Origin of the sequence: Cedecea sp. (assembly GCF_036500665.1) — a bacterium.
In the GTDB taxonomy this organism is placed as follows: Bacteria; Pseudomonadota; Gammaproteobacteria; order Enterobacterales; family Enterobacteriaceae; genus Cedecea.
In genome coordinates this window covers 1-20,409 of sequence record NZ_DASYBS010000029.1, presented here as the reverse complement: position 1 = coordinate 20,409, position 20,409 = coordinate 1, and the positions used below count along the sequence as shown (strand labels likewise).

General features: G+C 51.7%; 19 protein-coding genes, 1 tRNA gene and 2 pseudogenes. 13 read left to right on the top strand and 9 right to left on the bottom strand.

Annotation, left to right across the window (positions count from 1 at the left end):
* Nucleotides 1-6 precede the first annotated feature (6 nt).
* Genes VGM55_RS04645 through hemW form a run of 5 tightly spaced genes read left to right on the top strand, consistent with a single transcriptional unit; the run spans nt 7 to nt 3,329 of the window.
* Entirely contained in the window at nt 7-711 is a 705-nt protein-coding gene (locus VGM55_RS04645) for a YggS family pyridoxal phosphate-dependent enzyme (RefSeq protein ID WP_154189335.1), read from the top strand.
* Between the two features lie 24 nt (nt 712-735).
* On the top strand, nt 736-1,290 hold the full coding sequence (locus VGM55_RS04640; protein ID WP_154189336.1) for a YggT family protein: 555 nt from the start codon (nt 736-738) through the stop codon (nt 1,288-1,290).
* Nucleotides 1,287-1,586: a DUF167 family protein YggU gene (yggU, locus tag VGM55_RS04635; protein ID WP_154189337.1), complete on the top strand. Its 300-nt coding sequence runs from the start codon at nt 1,287-1,289 to the stop codon at nt 1,584-1,586. Before VGM55_RS04640 ends, yggU begins: the two co-directional genes overlap by 4 nt.
* A 14-nt stretch (nt 1,587-1,600) precedes the next feature.
* The gene (locus VGM55_RS04630) at nt 1,601-2,194 is read left to right on the top strand and encodes an XTP/dITP diphosphatase (protein WP_154189338.1); all 594 of its coding nucleotides are present in this window, start codon (nt 1,601-1,603) and stop codon (nt 2,192-2,194) included.
* Nucleotides 2,187-3,329 carry a radical SAM family heme chaperone HemW gene (gene hemW / locus VGM55_RS04625; RefSeq protein WP_154189339.1) on the top strand — a complete coding sequence of 381 codons (1,143 nt, stop codon included), beginning with the start codon at nt 2,187-2,189 and terminating at the stop codon, nt 3,327-3,329. Before VGM55_RS04630 ends, hemW begins: the two co-directional genes overlap by 8 nt.
* A gap of 101 nt (nt 3,330-3,430) precedes the next feature.
* Here the strand turns inward: hemW and VGM55_RS04620 are convergent, their stop codons facing one another.
* From VGM55_RS04620 to trmB, 3 genes are all read right to left on the bottom strand, one after another.
* Nucleotides 3,431-4,147, bottom strand: coding sequence for a DUF2884 domain-containing protein (locus VGM55_RS04620; RefSeq protein WP_154189340.1), 717 nt, complete (start codon nt 4,145-4,147; stop codon nt 3,431-3,433).
* A gap of 69 nt (nt 4,148-4,216) precedes the next feature.
* Nucleotides 4,217-4,543, bottom strand: a complete 327-nt coding sequence (locus VGM55_RS04615; RefSeq protein ID WP_008461534.1) for a YggL family protein — start codon at nt 4,541-4,543, stop codon at nt 4,217-4,219.
* Entirely contained in the window at nt 4,543-5,262 is a 720-nt protein-coding gene (gene trmB, locus VGM55_RS04610) for a tRNA (guanosine(46)-N7)-methyltransferase TrmB (RefSeq protein WP_154189341.1), read from the bottom strand. The genes VGM55_RS04615 and trmB overlap by 1 nt, the downstream gene beginning before the upstream one ends.
* A 149-nt stretch (nt 5,263-5,411) precedes the next feature.
* Here trmB and mutY point away from each other — a divergent pair, with 149 nt between their 5' ends.
* Genes mutY through mltC form a run of 3 tightly spaced genes read left to right on the top strand, consistent with a single transcriptional unit; the run spans nt 5,412 to nt 7,901 of the window.
* On the top strand, nt 5,412-6,500 hold the full coding sequence (gene mutY, locus VGM55_RS04605; protein WP_331634738.1) for an A/G-specific adenine glycosylase: 1,089 nt from the start codon (nt 5,412-5,414) through the stop codon (nt 6,498-6,500).
* A gap of 2 nt (nt 6,501-6,502) precedes the next feature.
* The gene (locus tag VGM55_RS04600; protein ID WP_154189343.1) at nt 6,503-6,778 is read left to right on the top strand and encodes an oxidative damage protection protein; all 276 of its coding nucleotides are present in this window, start codon (nt 6,503-6,505) and stop codon (nt 6,776-6,778) included.
* A 43-nt stretch (nt 6,779-6,821) separates the two neighbouring features.
* Nucleotides 6,822-7,901 carry a membrane-bound lytic murein transglycosylase MltC gene (gene mltC / locus VGM55_RS04595; protein ID WP_331634784.1) on the top strand — a complete coding sequence of 360 codons (1,080 nt, stop codon included), beginning with the start codon at nt 6,822-6,824 and terminating at the stop codon, nt 7,899-7,901.
* A 104-nt stretch (nt 7,902-8,005) separates the two neighbouring features.
* Here the strand turns inward: mltC and VGM55_RS04590 are convergent, their stop codons facing one another.
* A complete protein-coding gene (locus tag VGM55_RS04590) occupies nt 8,006-10,141 on the bottom strand; it encodes an ornithine decarboxylase (RefSeq protein ID WP_331634736.1) in 2,136 nt (711 codons plus the stop codon).
* A gap of 432 nt (nt 10,142-10,573) precedes the next feature.
* Between VGM55_RS04590 and VGM55_RS04585 the strand changes: the two genes are divergently transcribed.
* Nucleotides 10,574-10,649: transfer RNA gene (locus VGM55_RS04585), tRNA-Phe, on the top strand.
* Nucleotides 10,650-10,867: 218 nt separating this feature from the next.
* Here the strand turns inward: VGM55_RS04585 and VGM55_RS04580 are convergent.
* From VGM55_RS04580 to VGM55_RS04570, 3 genes are read right to left on the bottom strand one after another with little or no spacing between them, the layout of a single operon-like run.
* Entirely contained in the window at nt 10,868-11,851 is a 984-nt protein-coding gene (locus VGM55_RS04580; protein ID WP_331634735.1) for a site-specific integrase, read from the bottom strand.
* Between the two features lie 60 nt (nt 11,852-11,911).
* Nucleotides 11,912-13,612, bottom strand: coding sequence for a TraI domain-containing protein (locus VGM55_RS04575; RefSeq protein ID WP_331634734.1), 1,701 nt, complete (start codon nt 13,610-13,612; stop codon nt 11,912-11,914).
* The gene (locus tag VGM55_RS04570) at nt 13,606-15,099 is read right to left on the bottom strand and encodes a UvrD-helicase domain-containing protein (RefSeq protein ID WP_331634733.1); all 1,494 of its coding nucleotides are present in this window, start codon (nt 15,097-15,099) and stop codon (nt 13,606-13,608) included. The genes VGM55_RS04575 and VGM55_RS04570 overlap by 7 nt, the downstream gene beginning before the upstream one ends.
* Before the next feature lie 537 nt (nt 15,100-15,636).
* Here VGM55_RS04570 and VGM55_RS04565 point away from each other — a divergent pair.
* The 4 genes and pseudogenes from VGM55_RS04565 to VGM55_RS04550 all read left to right on the top strand — a co-directional run.
* Complete coding sequence (locus VGM55_RS04565) at nt 15,637-16,248, top strand: helix-turn-helix domain-containing protein (RefSeq protein WP_331634732.1); 612 nt, start codon at nt 15,637-15,639, stop codon at nt 16,246-16,248.
* Between the two features lie 32 nt (nt 16,249-16,280).
* Nucleotides 16,281-17,156 (top strand): queuosine precursor transporter, encoded by an 876-nt coding sequence (locus VGM55_RS04560; RefSeq protein WP_331634731.1) that lies wholly within the window; start codon nt 16,281-16,283, stop codon nt 17,154-17,156.
* Nucleotides 17,147-17,983 carry an NADPH-dependent 7-cyano-7-deazaguanine reductase QueF gene (gene queF / locus VGM55_RS04555; protein WP_331634730.1) on the top strand — a complete coding sequence of 279 codons (837 nt, stop codon included), beginning with the start codon at nt 17,147-17,149 and terminating at the stop codon, nt 17,981-17,983. The genes VGM55_RS04560 and queF overlap by 10 nt, the downstream gene beginning before the upstream one ends.
* A 213-nt stretch (nt 17,984-18,196) precedes the next feature.
* Nucleotides 18,197-18,550 (top strand): annotated as a pseudogene (locus VGM55_RS04550) (Tn3 family transposase); the annotation flags it as partial.
* 192 nt (nt 18,551-18,742) lie between these two features.
* On the opposite strand, the gene VGM55_RS04545 reads toward VGM55_RS04550, so the two are convergent.
* On the bottom strand, nt 18,743-20,107 hold the full coding sequence (locus VGM55_RS04545; protein WP_331634729.1) for a hypothetical protein: 1,365 nt from the start codon (nt 20,105-20,107) through the stop codon (nt 18,743-18,745).
* 140 nt (nt 20,108-20,247) lie between these two features.
* A pseudogene (locus tag VGM55_RS04540) lies at nt 20,248-20,409 on the bottom strand (IS256 family transposase); the annotation flags it as partial.

Genomic DNA, 20,409 nt, shown 5'->3' with positions numbered 1-20,409 from the left:
ACGATCATGAATGAGATAGCGCACAATCTGGCACAGGTTCACGGGAAAATCTCAGCCGCGGCGGCACGCTGCGGCAGAAGTCCTGAAGAAGTTACTCTGCTTGCAGTCAGCAAAACTAAGCCTGCGAGCGCCATCGCAGAAGCGATCGCCGCCGGGCAGCGTGCCTTTGGCGAAAACTATGTGCAAGAAGGCGTGGATAAAATTCACCACTTCTCTGAGCAGGGTGTGGATGGACTGGAATGGCACTTTATCGGGCCGCTGCAGTCGAACAAAAGTCGCCTGGTAGCGGAGAATTTTGACTGGTGTCATACGGTCGATCGGCTGCGTATTGCCAGCAGATTAAGCGAGCAGCGCCCGTCAACGCGACCGCCGCTAAACGTGCTGATTCAAATCAATATCAGCGACGAAAACAGTAAATCCGGCATCGCGTTAAGCGAACTGGCCCCCCTGGCCGCTGAAGTAGCGGCCTTACCGGGTTTGACGCTGCGGGGATTGATGGCTATTCCTGCACCGGAACCGGATTATGAGTGCCAGCTTGCCGTTTGCCGTAAAATGGCAGAGGCCTGGAATGCACTCAAAGACCGCTATACAACGGTCGATACGTTGTCTCTCGGCATGACCGATGACATGGAAGCCGCGATTGCCGCAGGCAGCACCATGGTGCGCATTGGAACCGCTATTTTCGGCGCGCGGGATTATTCCGCTCGTTAATCACCATTATTTTTGAGGAACACCATGCTAACGTTGACTTTTTTGGTCAAAACCCTGATTGAGCTGTACGTAATGGTGCTGCTTATCCGCATCTGGATGCAGTGGGCACGCTGTGATTTCTATAATCCGTTTGCCCAGTTTATTGTCAAAATCACTCAGCCAGTTGTTGGGCCGCTTCGCCGCGTGCTTCCGTCAATTGGGCCTATCGATACATCATCACTTCTTGTGGCATTTATCCTTACCACCCTGAAATTCCCGATCCTGTTGCTGATCCAGTCTGGCGGGCTGTCGCTCGATCCCTTCAATTTAGTGATTGGCGTCCTGTCGCTGCTGAAGTCTGCCGGGACACTGGTGTTCTGGGTGATTATTGTCCGCTCTCTGATGAGCTGGATAAGCCAGGGCCGAAGCCCAATTGAATACGTGCTCATGCAGATGACCGAGCCAATGATGGCGCCGATTCGCCGTATTTTGCCAGCCATGGGTGGCATTGATTTCTCGGCGATGGTGGTTATTCTGATCCTCTACGCGCTGAACTATCTCGGCATGGATCTGTTCCCGGGTCTCTGGTACGCGCTTTGAATCCAGTGACCCAACTGCCCGATGGGCTGGTGCTGCGGCTGTATATCCAGCCGAAGGCCAGCCGTGACAGTCTGGTCGGTGTACATGGCGACGAATTAAAAGTTGCCATCACCGCGCCGCCGGTTGACGGTCAGGCGAACGCCCACCTGGTTAAATATCTGGCAAAGCAGTTCCGGGTCGCTAAAGGCCAGGTGGTTATCGAGAAAGGTGACCTTGGCCGTCATAAGCAAGTTAAAATTATCGACCCACAGCAGATCCCGACGGAAGTCGCGGCATTGATTGAACCCCTCGAATAACGACAGGACTGGCTATGCAAAAAGTCGTATTAGCTACCGGTAACGCCGGTAAAGTGCGTGAACTCGCCGATTTACTGGCGGATTTTGGCCTCGATGTGGTCGCGCAAACCGAGCTAAACGTGGAGTCGGTAGAAGAGACCGGCCTGACCTTTATTGAGAACGCCATTCTCAAGGCCCGCCATGCGGCTAAAGTGACCGGACTTCCGGCGCTGGCCGACGACTCTGGCCTGGCGGTCGATGCTCTGGGCGGCGCACCGGGTATCTACTCCGCACGCTATGCGGGCGAAGATGCGAGTGACCTGCAGAATCTCGAAAAGCTTCTGCAGGCGCTGAAAGGCGTGCCGGACGATAAACGCCAGGCTCAATTCCACTGCGTACTGGTCTATATGCGTCACGCGGAAGACCCAACGCCGCTGGTGTTCCACGGCTGCTGGCCGGGTGTGGTTACTCACGCACCCGCCGGTCAAGGTGGCTTTGGCTACGATCCTATTTTCTATGTTCCGTCCGAGGGAAAAACCGCGGCGGAGCTGACCCGTGATGAAAAGCGCGCGATTTCCCACCGTGGGCAAGCGCTGAAACTGTTACTGGAAGCAATGCGTAATGGCTAATTTGCCACCTCTGAGTCTCTACATTCACATCCCGTGGTGCGTACAGAAGTGCCCGTACTGTGACTTCAATTCCCACGCGCTAAAAGGCGACGTGCCGCACGACGAATATGTAAGCCATCTGCTACGCGATCTCGATCGCGACGTACCGCTGGCTCAAGGACGTGAAATAAAGACCATTTTTATTGGTGGTGGTACCCCAAGCCTGCTGTCCAGCGAAGCAATGCAAACGCTCCTGGACGGCGTACGCTCGCGCTTAACGCTTGCGGATGATGCGGAAATCACCATGGAAGCCAACCCCGGCACGGTTGAAGCTGACCGCTTTGTAGGCTACCAGAAAGCGGGCGTGAACCGTATTTCCATCGGTGTGCAGAGCTTTAGCGAGCCCAAACTAAAGCGCCTTGGCCGTATTCATGATTCAGGTGAAGCTAAGCGTGCCGCAAACCTGGCAAGCAGCCTGGGTCTGCGGAGTTTTAACCTGGACTTAATGCATGGCCTGCCGGATCAGTCCCTGGAAGAGGCGCTTGACGACCTGCGCCAGGCCATTGCTCTTAATCCTCCGCATCTGTCCTGGTATCAGCTGACTATCGAGCCGAATACGCTCTTTGGCTCACGTCCGCCAAAGCTGCCGGATGACGACGCATTGTGGGATATCTTCGAGCAGGGCGACAAACTGCTCACCGAAGCAGGCTACCAGCAATACGAAACTTCCGCCTATGCGAAGCCGGGCTACCAGTGCCAGCACAACCTGAACTACTGGCGCTTTGGCGACTATCTGGGGATTGGCTGTGGCGCACACGGTAAAATCACTTTCCCGGACGGGCGCATTACGCGCACGGCAAAAACGCGTCACCCACGCGGCTATATGGAAGGAAAATATCTCGACCGCCAGCATGATGTGGCGCAGGAAGATAAACCGTTCGAGTTCTTTATGAACCGCTTCCGCCTGTTGGAAGCCGCGCCACGCAGCGAGTTCACGCTCTATACCGGCTTAGATGAAGCGACGATTCGCCCGCAGCTGAATGAGGCGATGGTAAAAAACTATATGACTGAGACGGATGAGTACTGGCAGATAACCGAGCACGGGAAGCTGTTTTTGAATTCCCTGCTGGAGCTGTTTTTAGCTGACGAGGCGTGAGTCGTTTAACCCTCCCCCCGGCACTCTCCCTGGAAAGGAGAGGGAGAAAACCATCGTAGCACCCTCTCCCCTGTGGGGAGAGAGTTAGGGTGAGGGGAAAATTACTTCAGCGTGCCCACAAGACCTTTGCGCTGATTTTCCAGGGACACCACACGGTTGCATACCTCGTGGCCGAACTGCTCAAAATCAGCCTGCTGATTATTCCATTCATTCTGAATCGCCGTTTGCAGGCCCCCCAGACTTCCCAGCACGCCCTGAAGCGGGTTGCCGCCGCCTTTCAGCACCGCCTGCGCGCCCATCTCATTAATGCTGTCCTGCAAAATGCCGCCCAGCGCCTGATTCACCAGCTGTTGACCATCAGCACGTACCCGATCGATAGCTTTATAGTGAAACGTCAGGCCATCCTGGCGATGTTCAATAATGCGGTTCATCTGATCTTTCAGCTGAGCATCCAGCTTGGTCAGGCGGCCGCGCATGCTGCTGCTCTCCCCGACCTGCTTCGCAATGATGCCGTCCAGCGCTACGCGGCTTTTTTCTACTCGGGAACGAGCACCGTTATCAATCCACGGTAAATCCGTGCGTAATGCTTTTTGGTAATTCAACGCCTGCTGGCGCTGTCCGGCGCTCAACGTCTTCTGAGCGCCGTTGTATTTGACGCTGCCGTCAGGCGCAATCACCAGATTGCCGTTTTCACCAACAACCTGAACGGACTGCGGGCTAATGACCACGTCATCGCGTGGATTTACGCTGCACTGGTAGTCAGCATGCGCAGAAGCAGCGGTGACCAGTAGCGCGCCTAAAAGAACCTTACGGATCATATTTTCTCCTGAAAAATCAGCTCCTGAAAAAAAGGCCGGTTAATTAACCAGCCCGTTTTTTGCTAAAGCTTAGTCCCACCAGACGTCGAACAGATCGCTAATGCGAACATCTTCGAGCTTGCGGTCTTCTAACCATTTACGCACCAGCGCCTGATGCTCTTCGGTGCATTTACCAATCTCTTCCATGCACACCAGGCCTTCCCAGACCAGGTAACCGCTGCCGTCAAACGCCAGCTTGTTCGGCGCAATCACTTCGGCGATCAGTTCATCAACGGTTTTATCGATTTGCTCTTCGGAAGTGCCCTCCGGGAAGCGCCAGGCAATCGAGAATCCCAGTTCCTGGAACTCTTCAATATGCATTTTCTTACGCAGACGACGGCTACGATTCTTTGCCATTATTTCACCCTCTCGAACATTAAGTCCCATACGCCGTGGCCAAGACGATGGCCACGTTGTTCAAATTTGGTCACCGGACGTGAGTCCGGACGCGGTACGTAGTCGTTACTCTCCGACTGGTTTTTATACCCTTCGATAGAGGACATCACTTCGAGCATATGTTCGGCATAAGGTTCCCAGTCGGTTGCCATATGGAACACGCCGCCCAGCTTCAGCTTACGCTTAACAAGGTCAGCAAACGGTACCTGAACGATACGGCGTTTATTATGACGTGCTTTATGCCATGGATCAGGGAAAAACAGCTGAACCATGTTCAAAGAATTGTCAGGAATCATGTTTTCCAGCACTTCCACCGCGTCGTGGCACATCACACGGAGGTTCTCAACGCTGGCTTCATGCGCGGTGCTCAGGCAGGCGCCCACGCCCGGTGAGTGCACTTCGATGCCGAGGTAGTTGTGCTGAGGATTGGTTTCCGCCATGGCTACCAGCGAAGTACCCATACCAAAACCGATTTCCAGCGTGACCGGCGCTTCGCGGCCAAAAATCTTGGTCAAATCGGCAGGTTCGGCCTGGAATTCAACGCCCATCACCGGCCAGTAGTTATCCAGCGCGTGCTGCTGACCTTTCGTCAGTCGCCCCTGGCGACGGACAAAGCTGCGGATACGGCGCAGCACACGGCCTTCTTCATTAAATTCCGGTGAAATGACGTCATTCTTCATGGTTTTCTTAACGCTTCGCTTAGTGTTCGGGAAACGGGCATTATCCAAAGTTAAGGGTGAGAAGCAAGCACCGGAAAGTTCCGGTTTACAGCTTTACGGCTCTGTGCTGGAATCGGCACCCTTATTACACCATTGCCGGATATCCCGCGTTGACGATGCAAGCACCTCAATTTGCCCAACAAGTACTCGACTGGTACCACAAATATGGGCGTAAAACCCTGCCGTGGCAGCAGGAGAAAACGCCTTATAAAGTATGGCTCTCTGAAGTGATGTTGCAACAAACTCAGGTCGCGACGGTTATTCCCTACTTTGAGCGCTTTATGGCGCGCTTCCCCACCGTTACCGATCTTGCTCAAGCGCCGTTGGATGAAGTGCTGCATCTGTGGACCGGTTTGGGCTATTACGCCCGCGCCCGTAATCTGCATAAAGCCGCGCAACAGGTTGCCGATAAACACGGTGGCGTTTTCCCACAAGCGTATGAAGAAGTCGCGGATTTGCCGGGCGTTGGACGCTCAACCGCAGGCGCAATTTTGTCTCTTTCACTGGGTAAGCACTTCCCTATTCTCGACGGCAACGTTAAGCGTGTGCTCGCCCGTTGCTATGCGGTGCCGGGCTGGCCGGGTAAAAAAGAGGTCGAAAAACGCCTGTGGGAGATAAGTGAGCAGGTCACACCCGCACAGGGCGTTAGCCAGTTTAACCAGGCCATGATGGATCTGGGTGCCATGGTCTGCACACGTTCAAAACCTAAGTGTGAGCTTTGCCCCCTGAGCAACGGCTGCATAGCCTATGCTAACCACACTTGGGCCAACTACCCAGGCAAAAAGCCAAAAGTGACGCTGCCGGAACGCACCGGCTATATGCTGATGATGCAGCAAGGCAATGAGGTATTCCTCGCCCAGCGTCCGGCGGTGGGGCTGTGGGGAGGGTTATTTTGCTTCCCGCAATTCTCTGACGAGCAGGAACTGCATAACTGGCTGGAGCAACGCGGTATTCCTGCTGATAATCTCACGCAGTTAACCGCCTTTCGCCATACCTTTAGTCATTTCCACCTGGATATTGTGCCTATGTGGCTTCCGGTGTCGTCCCTGGGCGGCTGCATGGATGAAGGCACCGCTCTCTGGTATAACTTAGCCCAGCCACAATCTGTCGGGCTGGCCGCTCCCGTAGAGCGCCTGCTACAACAATTACGTGCCGAACCGGTTACCTTAGCTCCCGTTCGCGCCGAAGAAGAGGAATAGTCATGAGCAGAACGATTTTTTGTACTTACCTGCAGCGCGATGCTGAAGGCCAGGATTTCCAGCTCTACCCTGGTGAGCTGGGCAAGCGTATCTATAACGAAATATCCAAAGAAGCCTGGGCACTGTGGCAGGCCAAGCAAACTATGCTTATCAATGAAAGAAAAATGAGCATGATGAACCCGGAGCACCGCAAAGAGCTGGAAAACGAGATGGTCAACTTCCTGTTTGAAGGGAAAGAGGTCCATATCGAAGGCTTCACCCCGCCAGACAAACAGTAATCGTCGGCACCTTTTTGCAAACACAACACGCATACACGGAATGATGAAAAAATTTCTCGCGCTGGCTCTCGTGGCCCCGTTGCTGATCTCCTGTTCCAGTAAAAAAAACGACGACGCCTATAACGACGCGTTTATCAAGGACACCAACGGGTTCGATATTTTGATGGGGCAATTTGCCAATAACATTGAAAATATCTGGGGTATCAAAGAAGTCCTGATCGCAGGCCCGAAAGATTACGTCAAATATACTGACCAGTATCTGACACGTAGCCACATTAACTTCGACGAAGGTACCATCACCGTTGAGACCATCGCGGGAACCGATCCGGCCGCGCATCTGCGCCAGGCGATCGTTACCACCCTGCTGATGGGTGACGATCCTGGCTCAATTGACCTCTATTCTGACGCCAACGACGTCCTGATTTCCAAAGAGCCATTCCTTTATGGGCAGGTCGTGGATAACACAGGCCAGCCGATTCGCTGGGAAGGCCGGGCGACAAAGTTTGCTGACTACCTGCTGCAAACACGTCTGCAGAAGCGCAGCACCGGGCTGAAAATCGTCTACAGCGTCACCATCAATCTTGTGCCTAACCACCTCGACAAACGTGCCCATAAGTACCTTGGCATGGTGCGTAAAGCCTCGAAAAAATACGGCGTAGAAGAGTCGCTGATCCTGGCGATCATGCAGACGGAATCGAGCTTTAACCCGTATGCGGTAAGCCATGCGGATGCGCTGGGCCTGATGCAGGTCGTCCAGCACAGCGCCGGGGTTGATGTGTTTAAGGCTCAGGGAAAATGGGGTAAACCAAGCCGCAGCTTCCTGTTCGATCCGGAAAGCAATATCGATACCGGTACGGCTTATCTGGCGATTCTGCAGAACAGCTATCTTGGGCAGATTGATAACCCAACGTCACGTCGCTATGCGGTGATTACCGCTTATAACGGCGGTGCTGGCAGCGTCCTGCGCGTGTTTTCAAACGACAAAACTCAGGCATTCAGCCTGATTAACAGCATGGGGCCGGGAGACGTCTACCAGACGCTGACAACGCGGCACCCTTCCGCTGAGTCTCGTCGTTATCTGTATAAGGTGAATACCGCGCAGAAGAGTTACCGTCGGCGCTAGTTTATCCTCACCCTAACCCTCTCCCTAAAAGGGAGAGGGGATTTTTACCTTATTTTCTCCCTCGCCCCCTTGGGGAGAGGGCCGGGGTGAGGGGGCATTCCCTCTTACTTCAACATATAGCCGTACAGCCGCTTAATACCGTCCGCATCCGTCTCACTGTAAACGCCCTGCAGCTCAGGCGAGAAGCCCGGCAGCATGTTCACGCCCTCTTCCAGCGCGAGGAAATAACGCAGCGCCGCCCCGCCCCATACTTCTCCCGGCACCACACAAAGCACGCCTGGTGGATAAGGCAATGCCCCTTCCGCCGCGATACGTCCTTCGGCCTCGCTCAGGCGCACCAGCTCCACGTTGCCACGAATAAACTCGATGTTGGCGTCCTGCGGGTTCATCACCACGGCAGGCAGGCTTTGCTTGCGGAACATCGCCTTCTGCAGCTCTTTAACTTCAAAGCTCACGTACAGGTCGTGCATCTCCTGGCAAAGCTGACGCAGCGTGTAGCCTTTGTAGCGCACCGGGTATTTCTGATAAATCGTTGGCAGCACGTCCGCCAGCGGCGTGTCGTCCTCGATGTGCTGTTCAAACTGCGCCAGCATCGCCACCAACTGAGCCATTTTCTCGGCGCTTTCTGCCGGAGTAAGCAGGAACAGGATCGAGTTAAGATCCGATTTCTCCGGCACAATGCCGTTCTCACGCAGATAGTTAGCAAGGATCGCCGCGGGCACACCGAACTCGGTATAGCTGCCGGTTTGTGGATCAATACCCGGCGTGGTTAACAGCAGCTTGCAGGGATCGACAAAGTATTCGTCTTTCGCATAGCCTTCAAAACCGTGCCAGCGCTCGCCCGGCTCAAAGCTGAAGAAACGGCGCTCCTGAGCGATCTTCTCCGTCGGATGATCCTGCCACGGGCGCCCGGCCACCTCCGGCGGAATAAACGGCTTGATCATCTTACAGTTGGCGATAATCGCCTTGCGGGCCTCAATGCCCATTGCCACGCATTCCGCCCACAGGCGACGGCCGCTTTCCCCCTCATGAATCTTGGCGTTTATGTCCAGCGCGGCAAACAGCGGATAGAACGGGCTGGTTGAGGCATGGAGCATAAAAGCATTGTTCAGCCGCTTGTGCGGGCAGAAGCGCGCCTGGCCCCTAAGGTGGTTATCTTTCTTATGGATCTGCGAGGTCTGGGAGAACCCGGCCTGCTGCTTGTGAACCGACTGGGTAACAAAGATCCCCGGATCGTTTTCGTTCAGATCCAGCAGCAGCGGCGAACAGTCCGCCATCATCGGTATAAACTGCTCGTAGCCGACCCATGCCGAGTCGAAGAGGATGTAATCGCACAGATGGCCGATGTTATCCACCACCTGGCGGGCGTTATAAATCGTGCCGTCATAGGTACCTAGCTGGATAACCGCCAGGCGGAACGGCCTTGCTTCCTGGGCACGCTCGGGCGCCACTTCCGCAATCAGCTCCCGCAGGTATTTCTCATCAAAACAGTGCGCGTCAATGCCGCCGATAAAGCCAAAGGGATTACGGGAAGCTTCCAGGTAAACCGGCGTCGCACCGGCCTGGATGAGCGCCCCGTGGTGGTTTGATTTGTGGTTGTTGCGGTCAAATAACACCAGGTCACCGCGCGTCAGCAGCGCGTTGGTCACCACTTTGTTCGCCGCAGAAGTGCCGTTAAGCACGAAATAGGTTTTGTCAGCATGGAAGATCTTAGCGGCAAACTTCTGCGCGTGCTTGGCGGAGCCTTCGTGAATCAATAAATCCCCGAGTTTGACGTCGGCGTTACACATGTCGGCACGGAACACGTTCTCACCGAAGAAATCATAAAACTGACGCCCCGCCGGATGCTTTTTGAAGAACTCACCGTGTTGATGACCGGGGCAGGCGAAGGTGCTGTTATCCATCGCAACATACTTTGTCAGCGTGTTGAAGAACGGCGGCAGCAGGTCTTCCTCGTAATCACTGGCCGCGGTTTCCAGCTCCAGATAATCCTGCGCTTTCCCGGTTATCACGCCGGTTACCGCAGGCAAGCCGTCAACGGCAACTTCGCTAAAAATGAACACCGGCAGATTGAAACCCGTGCGTTTAAGCAAAGCCAGAATACCGCTGCGGCTATCCGCAACGGAAATGACAACTGCCGCCACATCGGTGAAGTCAGTATCGTCAAGCGTGACCACTTCGCGATGCGTTGAGAGTAATGCAGCCACATCGTGGCTGGCGGCAATTTTCAGTGATTTCATAAGCACAAATCCCCGTCTTCAAGGATGAGTGAGTGCCAACCGGCACGGCAAAGGGAAGATTCCCCGGTGAAGGCGTTCTGAGGGTCTTAGGGTGTGAATCCACTTCGACCGCCAGACATCAGTAAAATCAGGCAATCCCTGACCTTACTGATATCCTGCAGCGAGCATACGTTGCCCTCACCGCATGGTGAGCAAGGGACTTCGAAAGGTAATCACGGCAAGGAGGAGCGCCATCCCGAAAGATGCGTGGGAATTGAGAGTGAACATCAAGGCGCCCCGTAGTGGATGAGAAATTGGCGCAATCATGGCACCTTCTGCCATGGGGTTCAACCTGAAGTCTGTAACAGTCCGCACATAAATCACGCAAACGAGCCGTACGGTGCAACAAAGCCATTGACGCGGAATGGGGTTTACGGTTTAATGCGCCCCGTTGCCCGGATAGCTCAGTCGGTAGAGCAGGGGATTGAAAATCCCCGTGTCGGTGGTTCGATTCCGCCTCCGGGCACCACGCATCGAAGCACGCTGGTCAGGAAATGAGAAACCTGACGGGCGTTAATACAGAGGTTCAGAAATAGATGCAGGCGTGGTGATTATTCCTATACACACCCTGACATTGAAAAATGAAACCCTCTCGGAAGGACGCCTGTGTTCGAGCACAGGTGTCCTTTTCTCGATCACTGATGATTTTTACAGCTTACCTAAATTATGTCAAGGCGTGACAGGGACTCAATCTCTTGCCTCGTCCATATACAGGGACAGCTCCTCCTCCAGTGCCTTCCCCGTTACCTCAATGTCAATCTCGACATACTCCATTGTCGTCGCGACGCTACGGTGCCCAAGCAACCCTTTAACCATCGCCAGATTGCGATCCGGTGATTTCATCATCTCGGTGGCCAGCGTATGCCGGAAACGGTGCGGTGAAACGACAAAACCGCACTCTTTTGATAACCGACGGAAAAATGAGCGAACCTGTTGAATAGCCGGTTCAGATGGCAGCTCTGCAACCGGTCCGGTAAAACGTGCAACCTCGAACAGACAATCAACCGGTCTGGCACCAAGCGCGAGGGCCTTCTCCACCAGTATTCGCATTCGCTCGCGCGCAAAACGAACTATCGGCACCTGCCACTCCCGATGAGTCTTACTCCCTTCCTTACACAACAGCATGGAGTAATTAATCAGATCAACATCCATGAGCCGGATATGCAGCAGTTGATTCTGCCGCATCCCCGTCGAACGTAAAACATCAATTACCGTTCGCCAGTACCACACCGGCAATAACGCGCATGTTTGCTTTCTGTCCGCCAGTACTTCTTCCTGAGCGGCAAAGTGATCCAGCACCAGATTGATGCGCACAAGCTGATCGCGACTGAGCGTTTTTTTTCGCTTATTGCCCACTGGTACCTGAGTTTCATTCAATGGATTTTCAGTGAGTGCCAGCCACTTTTTCCTGATACCCTGATGGTATAACGCCCGCAGATGACGCACTTTGTTATTCCAGGTACTGGCGGTGAGCTCACGCGCCAGCATATCCCGGCGCCAGAGCAGAAAATCACGGTGCTTCACCTCATCCGGCAACACTGCTTCCCCGATAAACTTACGAAATACCTTCACGACCCGGCGATAACTTTTCTCCGTTTCCGGGCGCAGTGCTTTTGAGAAAAAGTACTCATCAAGTAACGTATCCCAGTCCATCAGTCTTTCTTTTCTCATTGCTTATCTGCTCCCATTCACATAAAGACACATGACCTTACTCTGCATGAATACTCACCGTCACGGCATCACCAGAACCGGGCTGTCACCGGGTGCGGTTTTGCCGCGGTAAAGCAGGCTTGCTTTAATGAGATACCCTTTCGTACGTTTATGCGGACCCGTACTGCCCGATACTTTATAAAGATGTGCAAACCAGAAACGCTTTCCCCTGACGCGACGATGTCGGTCAAGGCGTTCAAAGGCATCCTGCACCACCTCCCTCTGCTCTCCACCCGGCGCAGACTGTTTGAGATAAAGATAAAAAATCCCGGGAACATCAAGAAACACAAACCCTGAGACCAGATGGACGCGAGCCTCAGCCGTATTTACGGCGATGCCACCGCTGTTAAGACCATCAGCAAGCCATTGCCAGAATATTTCACCCGAATTTGGGGCGGCATCTGAAGTCGTGGCCGGCCGACTCTGTTCTTCCGGAGGCACTGGCCGACACAACGGCGCAGCCACTACGTTAAGGGGGTTCTGCACCAGCGTGGCCGTTTCGTGAACGTTCGCCTCAGTCACACCTGGTTTATTTTCCGTTGCCGTACCCTGTGCGCGTGCAGAGGCCTGGCGGTCAACATCCGTGATCTTTCCTTCCTGAATGTTGCCATCTTTCTTTTGCAGATCCGGCGTGGCTGGTGCTGAAATGTCTGCGGCCATCAACGACAGTAGCGCCAGTGTTTCGTCGTCCGTATCAGCTGCTGGCCCTGACACCACTGTTATCTCAGCCAGCGGTCTGTCATTCGCCGGTGTATCTAACGCTGAGCTCAGGTGTAATTCAGCAACAGACTGGGGAGCCCTAGATGTGATCCCAGCCTGATGCTCATTACCCGACAGGTCGTGATCGGCTGCTGGCAGGTTATTTACCGGAGTGGACAGGAGAACATCAGAGGGTGCAGCCTTAATTTGAGGGGCACCCGGATTACATGGCGATAAGGTGGCAGGACTGGCTGCCGTTAATGCAGGCGGGAGCATCACGGACAAGTTACCTCCCCCCGCCAGTTTCACGGCCTCACGTACCAGCTCATCAATCACCGACAGCGGCCCTGGTTGTCTTGCAACGGTCAGCGTCAGGGCATTCACCGCGGCCGGCAGCGTCGACAGCCACGCCAGAGCCCCGGCCGGCAGCAACCGTGCGGCTGTCAGTGCACTCTGGCATGCTGAGAGTTCAGTCCGGAGTTGGCTGACATGAAAACGAAAACGGAACGGTTCATCCGGCACCGTTATGCCCGGCAGCCAGGCCCGCCCACTCTGGTATTCTCCTTCAAACTGGCTGAGCAGCGGGAGAAAATGGAACAGCCCCGCATAAAACACCACCGTATTCCACAGCACGTTTTGCGCCGCCTGCTCTTCCGGCGCTGCGCCCGGCGGCAGCATATGGCCTTTGGCCAGACGCACGGCAAAGGTAGTGGTGCGCAGCATGACTTCAACCAGTCCTCCTTCCAGGGCATATTCCCCCCGTGGTGCCGCCGGCAGCGTCTGCATCAGCGACACCAGTGAGTGCAGCGGCTGCAGCCAGAAGCTTTCATACAGGTCTTTCGGTAACGCGCAGCTTTCCCACAGCTGCTGCAGGCACTGTTTGCGCGAAGGGGGAGCGAGAAGCTCTGCGGCCGTGCGCGGCATAAAATAGCCTGCAATTTCCAGGGAAGAATGCAGGTTCGCAACATTCTGCTCCGTTTCATTTCCTGCACCGCCAAACAGCTGCCTGATTACCTTCAGCATGACGTGTCCCCGAACTGTGGTTCGTCGGTGCTGTCATTATTTGCGGTGCCTGCGGTGGATTCGTCACCGCCATCCGCTGATAGCAGTATTTGCAGCAGCTCATTAATCACAAGCATGCGGCGTGCCCGGGTCACAGCGACATACAGTAAATTGGTTTCATCGGTGCGCTCTGCTGCAGTCATCAGCGGGTCCGTAATATCGGCGAAGTCATCGTCCAGCATCACCACTGGCCACTCAAGCCCTTTGCTGCGGTGCGCGGTTGAAACAGTCACCTGTGCCTGACATTCATCCGTCACGGCATGTTCACGCATTACCTGCAGCTTCTGCGGTAACGGAAAGTACTGGTCCAGCAGCCGCAGCGCCTGATTCATCTCAGCATCTCTGGTTGCCCTGGCCACCGCGATGTATTCGTCAAAATCCCGGTAATCGCGCCCGAGCTGCGGCGACTGCATGCGCTCCGGCATATCTGCTGAAAACCAGAACAGGTCTTCCAGCTCCCCGGTTTTGTAGCCGTCAATGCCGCCGACCCAGAACACCTTTTTGCCGTCCAGGCTCGCCTGCAGTGCGGCACCGATAACACCGGCTACGGTCCGGCTCAGTATGGCGCGATGCCCTTGCTCAGCTTCTTCTGGCAGGGACTCCACCACGCAGTCCTCACCACCGTTCCCCACGACCTGATGCGCCTCCCCCTGGCGGGCCAGCAGCAGGTTAGCTACCCTGGCTACGGCAGGGCCAAAGCGAAAACTGTGGGTAAGAAAAAGCCGGTCGGCATCGGCCAGCAGCGGCGCATCAAGGGCATTTTCGGCTCCGCGGAAACGGTAGATTTGCTGATGACGGTCGCCGACCAGCACCACGTTGCAGGACTGGGTCAGCACCAGCGCCTGCGTCACCGGGTTGGCATCCTGTGCCTCATCGAACAGCAGCGTCTGCCAGCGCTCAGATAAATCGGGCAGGGAGAGCTGATACAGCTTGAGGTAAACGTCGTGCGTGACCGGGAGGGTGCCATCCTGGCGGGCCGACTCGCGCCACAGCTGCTGCGCGGCAGTCAGTATCTTCTCTGCCGACAGGCCGCTGCGCTCATCCTCAGCGGGCAGGTGCTGAAGACTGATTTCAGTATCCGCGCTGCTGAGAAAAGCACTGAGCGTGGCGACAGCCATGCGGGCCAACGGCCAGTAGCGGGTGTTGAGCTGACGGGCAGCGTCGGTAATGCGCAGGTTACCGGCCAGACGTCGTTGATAGTGGCGGCCAAACCCGGGCCAGGCCAGCTGGTGAGAGGTCCGGCATTCAACATTGAACGGAAATTTTTGCTCAGCTTCATCCCTGACCGCCCGGTTATAAGCCAGGTACAGCATCCTGCTGTCAGGATTGGCGAGTGCGTAACGCACCAGCGTGGAGGTTTTCCCCGTGCCGGCGAACGCGCTGACCACCAGACGGTATCCCGCCCAGCCGATAACAGCCGCCTGTTCAGGCGTATCAGAATATGACATCAGCAACGCTCCATAGTTACCCGACCAGCCATCATACTGGGCCGGTCATAACGTCATGCGCTACGGGAAAACCTTTTCCCGCGGGAATAAATTTATTTTTCCTGATTTATTTAAGCTGGTGCTATCACGAAACCATGAAATTCAGCCGCATATTTTATTACTCAATATAAAAAAAAACAAAAAAGTGCAGATCTGCTATATAAATTTATTTTTTTGGTGGTTCCCTAGTGTTGCCATGTTACCTGGTGTTTAGCGTATCGTTGATATCCGTTTGACTGTTTATAATACGGTTAAATTAGCTACAGCGCCCCAGAAAGTCAACACAAAAAAATACACAACGATGCAAAATATGCATCCACAATTGGCAATTATTAAACAATCTATTGATTAAGATTGATAATTTTTTATGCAACAACAACACACAAAACAATGCGATTTGTTTCTTTATATGCTATCTTTTTGCACTAGATCGTCAGGATAAAGAAAATATATTAAAATTTTATGTTTTGATGCCCCCCCAACCAAGGAAGATCTTTGATGAAAGTTTCTGGATTACAAAGAAAAGAGAACATAATTAACAACATAGAGTATTTGATAAAGAGCCGCGGCGAAACCAAGGCTTCTTTTGCCAACCGTACAGGGGTGACGCGTGCAACATTATATAAAATTCTTGAGGGCAAGGTCAGTAACGTTCAGCATTCAACCATAACCCGAATCGCTGACTTTTTTGGTGTTTCCTGTGAAGTCATTGAAAACAGTGATCTCGAACATATTGAATCCATCGAGAAAACCTTATCGCCGCAGGGTGATAAAAATCCAGCAGCCATCCCCGTCATCCCACAGTCTGAGTTTGTAGCACATATGGAAAACAGGATTGGACACCTTGTCACTCAGTATCCCCTTACCTGGTATTTCGGAGATGTGTCAAACATGATTGCCCTGCTAGTAGAAAAGAATATTGAAAATATATTCCACCCAGGAGATATATTAATAATAAAGCGAAAATCCATCCCAGAAAAAAAACAACTCGCACTCTTTCACTCAGAAGGGAAAGGTATTTTCTTTAAAAAGGACAGTATTTCAGTTAGTCACACTCATTTACCCGGCGAATTATTACTTGGGGCTGTAGTAGAAGAGAGAATTATGTAAACAATCCAGAAATATTTAAGGATGAATATTATATGCATCATAATAAAAAATACAAACTTACCGGATTTGAACGCTCGGATACTATAACAGCTAACGTTATGGTTATCGCAACGGGAAAATCTATGACTATCGGGTTGTCGGAGCTTGAAAGTAGTACAATAACTGATGATTTTAACAGAAATGAACTCAAAGCGCTCTATCGTCGGCTATATAGTGAAACAGATACTGTAACTTCCTATGAACTGGGCGACAGACATGAACGTTCTTGGTACGCCTATTTAATTATTAGCCTTATATTAACTGTGGTCTATATCCTTTGTACTGTGAGCGGTGTAAAACCGGTGCACCTGCCAGTATTCAACTTTATCATTCCCCCTGCAATATTTTTCTACCCGGTATCATTTATACTGGTTGATATTCTCAACGAATTCTATGGTCTGAAAATGGCCAGGAGAACAATTTTCATATCCTTCATAGCAAATATGTTTTTTGTCACTGGATTATGGTTTACCAGTACAATCCCGGCGTTACCAGAGTGGGAACTGGCCGCATCTTACACGTCTTTCGTTAACAGTATTATTTCTGTACTTTTTGCTTCATCAGTTTCTTATCTGGTTTCTGAAAACATCAATTCATTTTTATTATGTAAAATAAAAGAACTGACCAATTCCAGATATCTTTTCATTCGTGTCATTACCAGTACCGTGATGGCATCAGCAATTGATAGCATCATATTTTGCATGCTGGCATTTTACAACGTGCTAAGCATGGATGTAATAAAAACAATGATAGCGTCTCAGTTTATCATAAAATTAGTTTATGCCATTGTCGGTGTCGGACCTATCTACGCAACGCGTGAATTATTCAGACGTTACATCAACTCACAAAACAGAAAGGAATGCTTATGAAAATTAAAGGTGAAATTACGTTGTTGGGTAATACAACAGAGTATATTCAGCAATACACTCCTGAATTGCTTGAAGCACTACCACGTTCGAGAAACCGGAGTTCGATAGGTATTGAACCCGATAGCCTGCCATTTTCAGGTTTTGATTTATGGACAGGATTTGAGCTTTCATGGTTAAACAAAAAAGGTAAACCGGTTGTTGCCATTGCAGAATTTGTGATCCCTGCAACAAGCCGCAATATGATCGAATCAAAATCATTCAAACTGTACCTCAATAGCTTCAATCAATCTAAGTTCAGCACGACAGAGGAAGTCATATCAACATTAGTTAAGGATCTTAGCCGGGCTGCGGATGGTGATGTTAAGGTAAAAATTTTTACTGAACCTGATCTCTACCCACAGACCATCGCCACCCTGCCGGGAAATTGCATTGATCAGCTGGACATCAGTGTCGACAATTATGATTTTAATCCTGAATACCTCATCGATGCCACCGACACTGAAAATGTAAGTGAGACACTCTCCTCTAATTTGTTAAAATCTAACTGTCTGGTCACCAACCAGCCAGACTGGGGAAGTGTGATAATCACTTATGAAGGAAAAAAAATTAATCAGGAGAAATTACTTCGCTACATTATATCATTCAGAATGCATAATGAGTTTCATGAACAATGCGTTGAGCGCATTTTCAACGATATTAGTCGTTACTGCAGCCCTGCTAAACTTAGTGTTTTCGCAAGGTATACGCGCAGAGGTGGTTTAGATATTAATCCATTCCGCAGCAATTATGAGAAATATCCCACCGTGCATCGATTAGTCAGACAATAGCGGATAGACTTATCGTAACGACTGAGATATTTATCTGGCTCTGTCGCATTAAGGGATGGAATCACCGTGTTTAGCGAGGAGCTGACCCCAGCCATCATCAATCAGGAAGAGAAGTTTTGCGGGTCTGAGAATATACATGCGCGGGATTATAACGTGCTACAGCAGCTGAAAAAAGAATTCCCTGACAAAGACTTAGCTCCCGCCGCAGGCGGGCTACTGTTCCAACTGAACCAGGGAGAGGGGCGTCATGCCGTAGCCTGAGCCATTTGCTATGGTCAGCATGGAGATCAGAAAGCGTTACCGTGAGGGCCAAGAAGATCAGTTGGGGGCACTGGGTCTGGTCACTAACACAGTCGTATTGTGGAACTCTCTGTATATACAGGAACGCTTACACACCTTCGCTCAACAGGTGAAACGCCAGAGGATGAGCATATTGCCTGCCAGTCACCACTGATGCATGGTCATATCAATATGCTGGAGCATTATACTTTTACCCTGCCGGAGAATATTCTGAAAGGAGAATTAATGCCATTAGATTTCAATTTAAACAATGAATTATCTTCTTAGCGTGGTTTTTACACGATTGGCCCTCAAACTCCTATTACGCTTTTTTGGTTTTGCAGGATGTGGCAGCCTGAATACTCAGGCAAAATACTATCCAGGAAAACCGGGGCGCTCCACTGGACAGTGAGTCGCTTTGTCGTATTTCAACTGGGAATGGGCCGTTACTCTCCTTGTAAGGAGAGCAACGCAAAGCACTTAATTTCCCTTTTGACAAAAGATTGCAGGCGTACAACCCACCACTGAGATATCACCATCACTCGTAACCCACAGACGGTTACGGTACTGACTTGCCAGCGGATTGACTGACTCCGCAGACAGTTCCCCTATTTTCATAGCGTCAGACTTCTCGTTAACTTTTTGTGCCACTTCCATTGCCCATGTGAAACGGTTCATCGTATTCAGTCCATCAATTTCAAGCGGAAAACTGGCTCCACTTCTTTTATTGAATAACTGAAACACTATTTTTTCAGGTAGTGTCGACTGCTCACTGGTGATTATGCTGACAGGTAGCGTGCTGTCAGCCCGGTTGTTCAGGCGCCATTTTTCATTAGCTGCCTCAGCCGGAAGGAATGTCAGCTGGACAGTGACCCCCTGCCATTTCTCACCTCCAGGCAACCAGAAATGGTTTCGGTATGAACTGGCCAGTGGCGTAATAACCCCGTTTTCCATTTCTCCGGCTTTCAGTACTCCACCGCTGCGGTTAATGGCTTCCGCCAGACGTAACGGCCAGGCCGTAATACCCAGCATGTCCGGGTCAGCGGCAGGCAGCGTCAGGGAGCCGGAATCCAGAGGTTTACCATCCGCAGAATTTACCTGCCAGGTGATATGTCGGTGGCTGTGAAGTGGAGTGCCCTGCTCTTCTGGTAGTGTGCCACTGATGGCCAGTCCGGTGTCTGCATACTCTTCGCCGGCTGTACTCAGCGGGAGGATATGGAGTGTATCTTCTATAAGAAGAACCAGTTTATTATTAATAAAGTTAAACGCTCTGGGGAAATGATCCCCTGTATTAAAGGTGGAGACAATTTTTGTTTTTTTCGTTTCTGGAGAAAACGACCAGACAGTATAGCTACGCTCCCTGGCATTTTCAGACTCTTTTAACGAATAGGAAAAGCTATATCCCTGGCCGGTGTTTTTATCGAAAACAACAGGAGATACAGCATAAGGTGTAGTAACCGTGTTTTCCGGTGGGAATGGAATAAAGGTTTTTTTAATGTTCGATTTCTGATCAAAAACCAGAATCCCGGCACCTTCAGTTTCTGATACTCCATCGACATAAATTGCCCCGTCGGGTCCGGGGACTAATTTCTTATAAGCTGAAGAACCAGTATCTGGATATGACATTTGCCATAACAGTTTACCCGGCGAGGAAGAAAATGGTTGAATTTTAGCCATTATTAATTTTGGTTGTGGTAAGAGCTCATCATACTTTGTTCCATAGATGTCACCATTGTTATCAGTGACTGGAGCAAAACCATCAATAAAATGAGGTGTTTCGTCAATAACTCTTCTTTCTGGCAAAGATACAATCTCAGCTTTTTGTTCACTGATAAGGTAAATCATGGTCCTATCCGGACTGACAATGCTGCCTCGTGACGCCATAAGAAAGTCCTGATCCCATGAAATTGCACTGTTATCAAGACTAATTTCTGTGATGCTGGTACTGTGACGGGAGTTATTGTCAAATCTGGTGTACGGAGCAATCAGGCAACGATCTGATCTGATGTTTCGTGGACCTGTACCCCGTCCTTAAACGGGACGTTATTCACTACCAGCGTTAGCAGATTAAATCCCGGAAGCCGGTTCCAGTTTTTTTGTGCTGACTGCAGCAGTTTGAATACCATCGTAAGCGTGGTTTCTCTCGA

Coding starts and splice junctions, on each gene's coding strand:
- VGM55_RS04580 (WP_331634735.1), bottom strand. CDS start 11,851: ATGAGAAAAGAAAGACTGATGGACTGGGATACGTTACTTGATGAGTAC.
- VGM55_RS04560 (WP_331634731.1), top strand. CDS start 16,281: ATGCATCATAATAAAAAATACAAACTTACCGGATTTGAACGCTCGGAT.
- VGM55_RS04570 (WP_331634733.1), bottom strand. CDS start 15,099: ATGTCATATTCTGATACGCCTGAACAGGCGGCTGTTATCGGCTGGGCG.
- VGM55_RS04620 (WP_154189340.1), bottom strand. CDS start 4,147: ATGATCCGTAAGGTTCTTTTAGGCGCGCTACTGGTCACCGCTGCTTCT.
- VGM55_RS04645 (WP_154189335.1), top strand. CDS start 7: ATGAATGAGATAGCGCACAATCTGGCACAGGTTCACGGGAAAATCTCA.
- VGM55_RS04600 (WP_154189343.1), top strand. CDS start 6,503: ATGAGCAGAACGATTTTTTGTACTTACCTGCAGCGCGATGCTGAAGGC.
- trmB (WP_154189341.1), bottom strand. CDS start 5,262: ATGAAGAATGACGTCATTTCACCGGAATTTAATGAAGAAGGCCGTGTG.
- hemW (WP_154189339.1), top strand. CDS start 2,187: ATGGCTAATTTGCCACCTCTGAGTCTCTACATTCACATCCCGTGGTGC.
- VGM55_RS04630 (WP_154189338.1), top strand. CDS start 1,601: ATGCAAAAAGTCGTATTAGCTACCGGTAACGCCGGTAAAGTGCGTGAA.
- VGM55_RS04545 (WP_331634729.1), bottom strand. CDS start 20,107: ATGATTTACCTTATCAGTGAACAAAAAGCTGAGATTGTATCTTTGCCA.
- queF (WP_331634730.1), top strand. CDS start 17,147: ATGCTTATGAAAATTAAAGGTGAAATTACGTTGTTGGGTAATACAACA.
- VGM55_RS04590 (WP_331634736.1), bottom strand. CDS start 10,141: ATGAAATCACTGAAAATTGCCGCCAGCCACGATGTGGCTGCATTACTC.
- mltC (WP_331634784.1), top strand. CDS start 6,822: ATGAAAAAATTTCTCGCGCTGGCTCTCGTGGCCCCGTTGCTGATCTCC.
- VGM55_RS04640 (WP_154189336.1), top strand. CDS start 736: ATGCTAACGTTGACTTTTTTGGTCAAAACCCTGATTGAGCTGTACGTA.
- VGM55_RS04575 (WP_331634734.1), bottom strand. CDS start 13,612: ATGCTGAAGGTAATCAGGCAGCTGTTTGGCGGTGCAGGAAATGAAACG.
- VGM55_RS04615 (WP_008461534.1), bottom strand. CDS start 4,543: ATGGCAAAGAATCGTAGCCGTCGTCTGCGTAAGAAAATGCATATTGAA.
- VGM55_RS04565 (WP_331634732.1), top strand. CDS start 15,637: ATGAAAGTTTCTGGATTACAAAGAAAAGAGAACATAATTAACAACATA.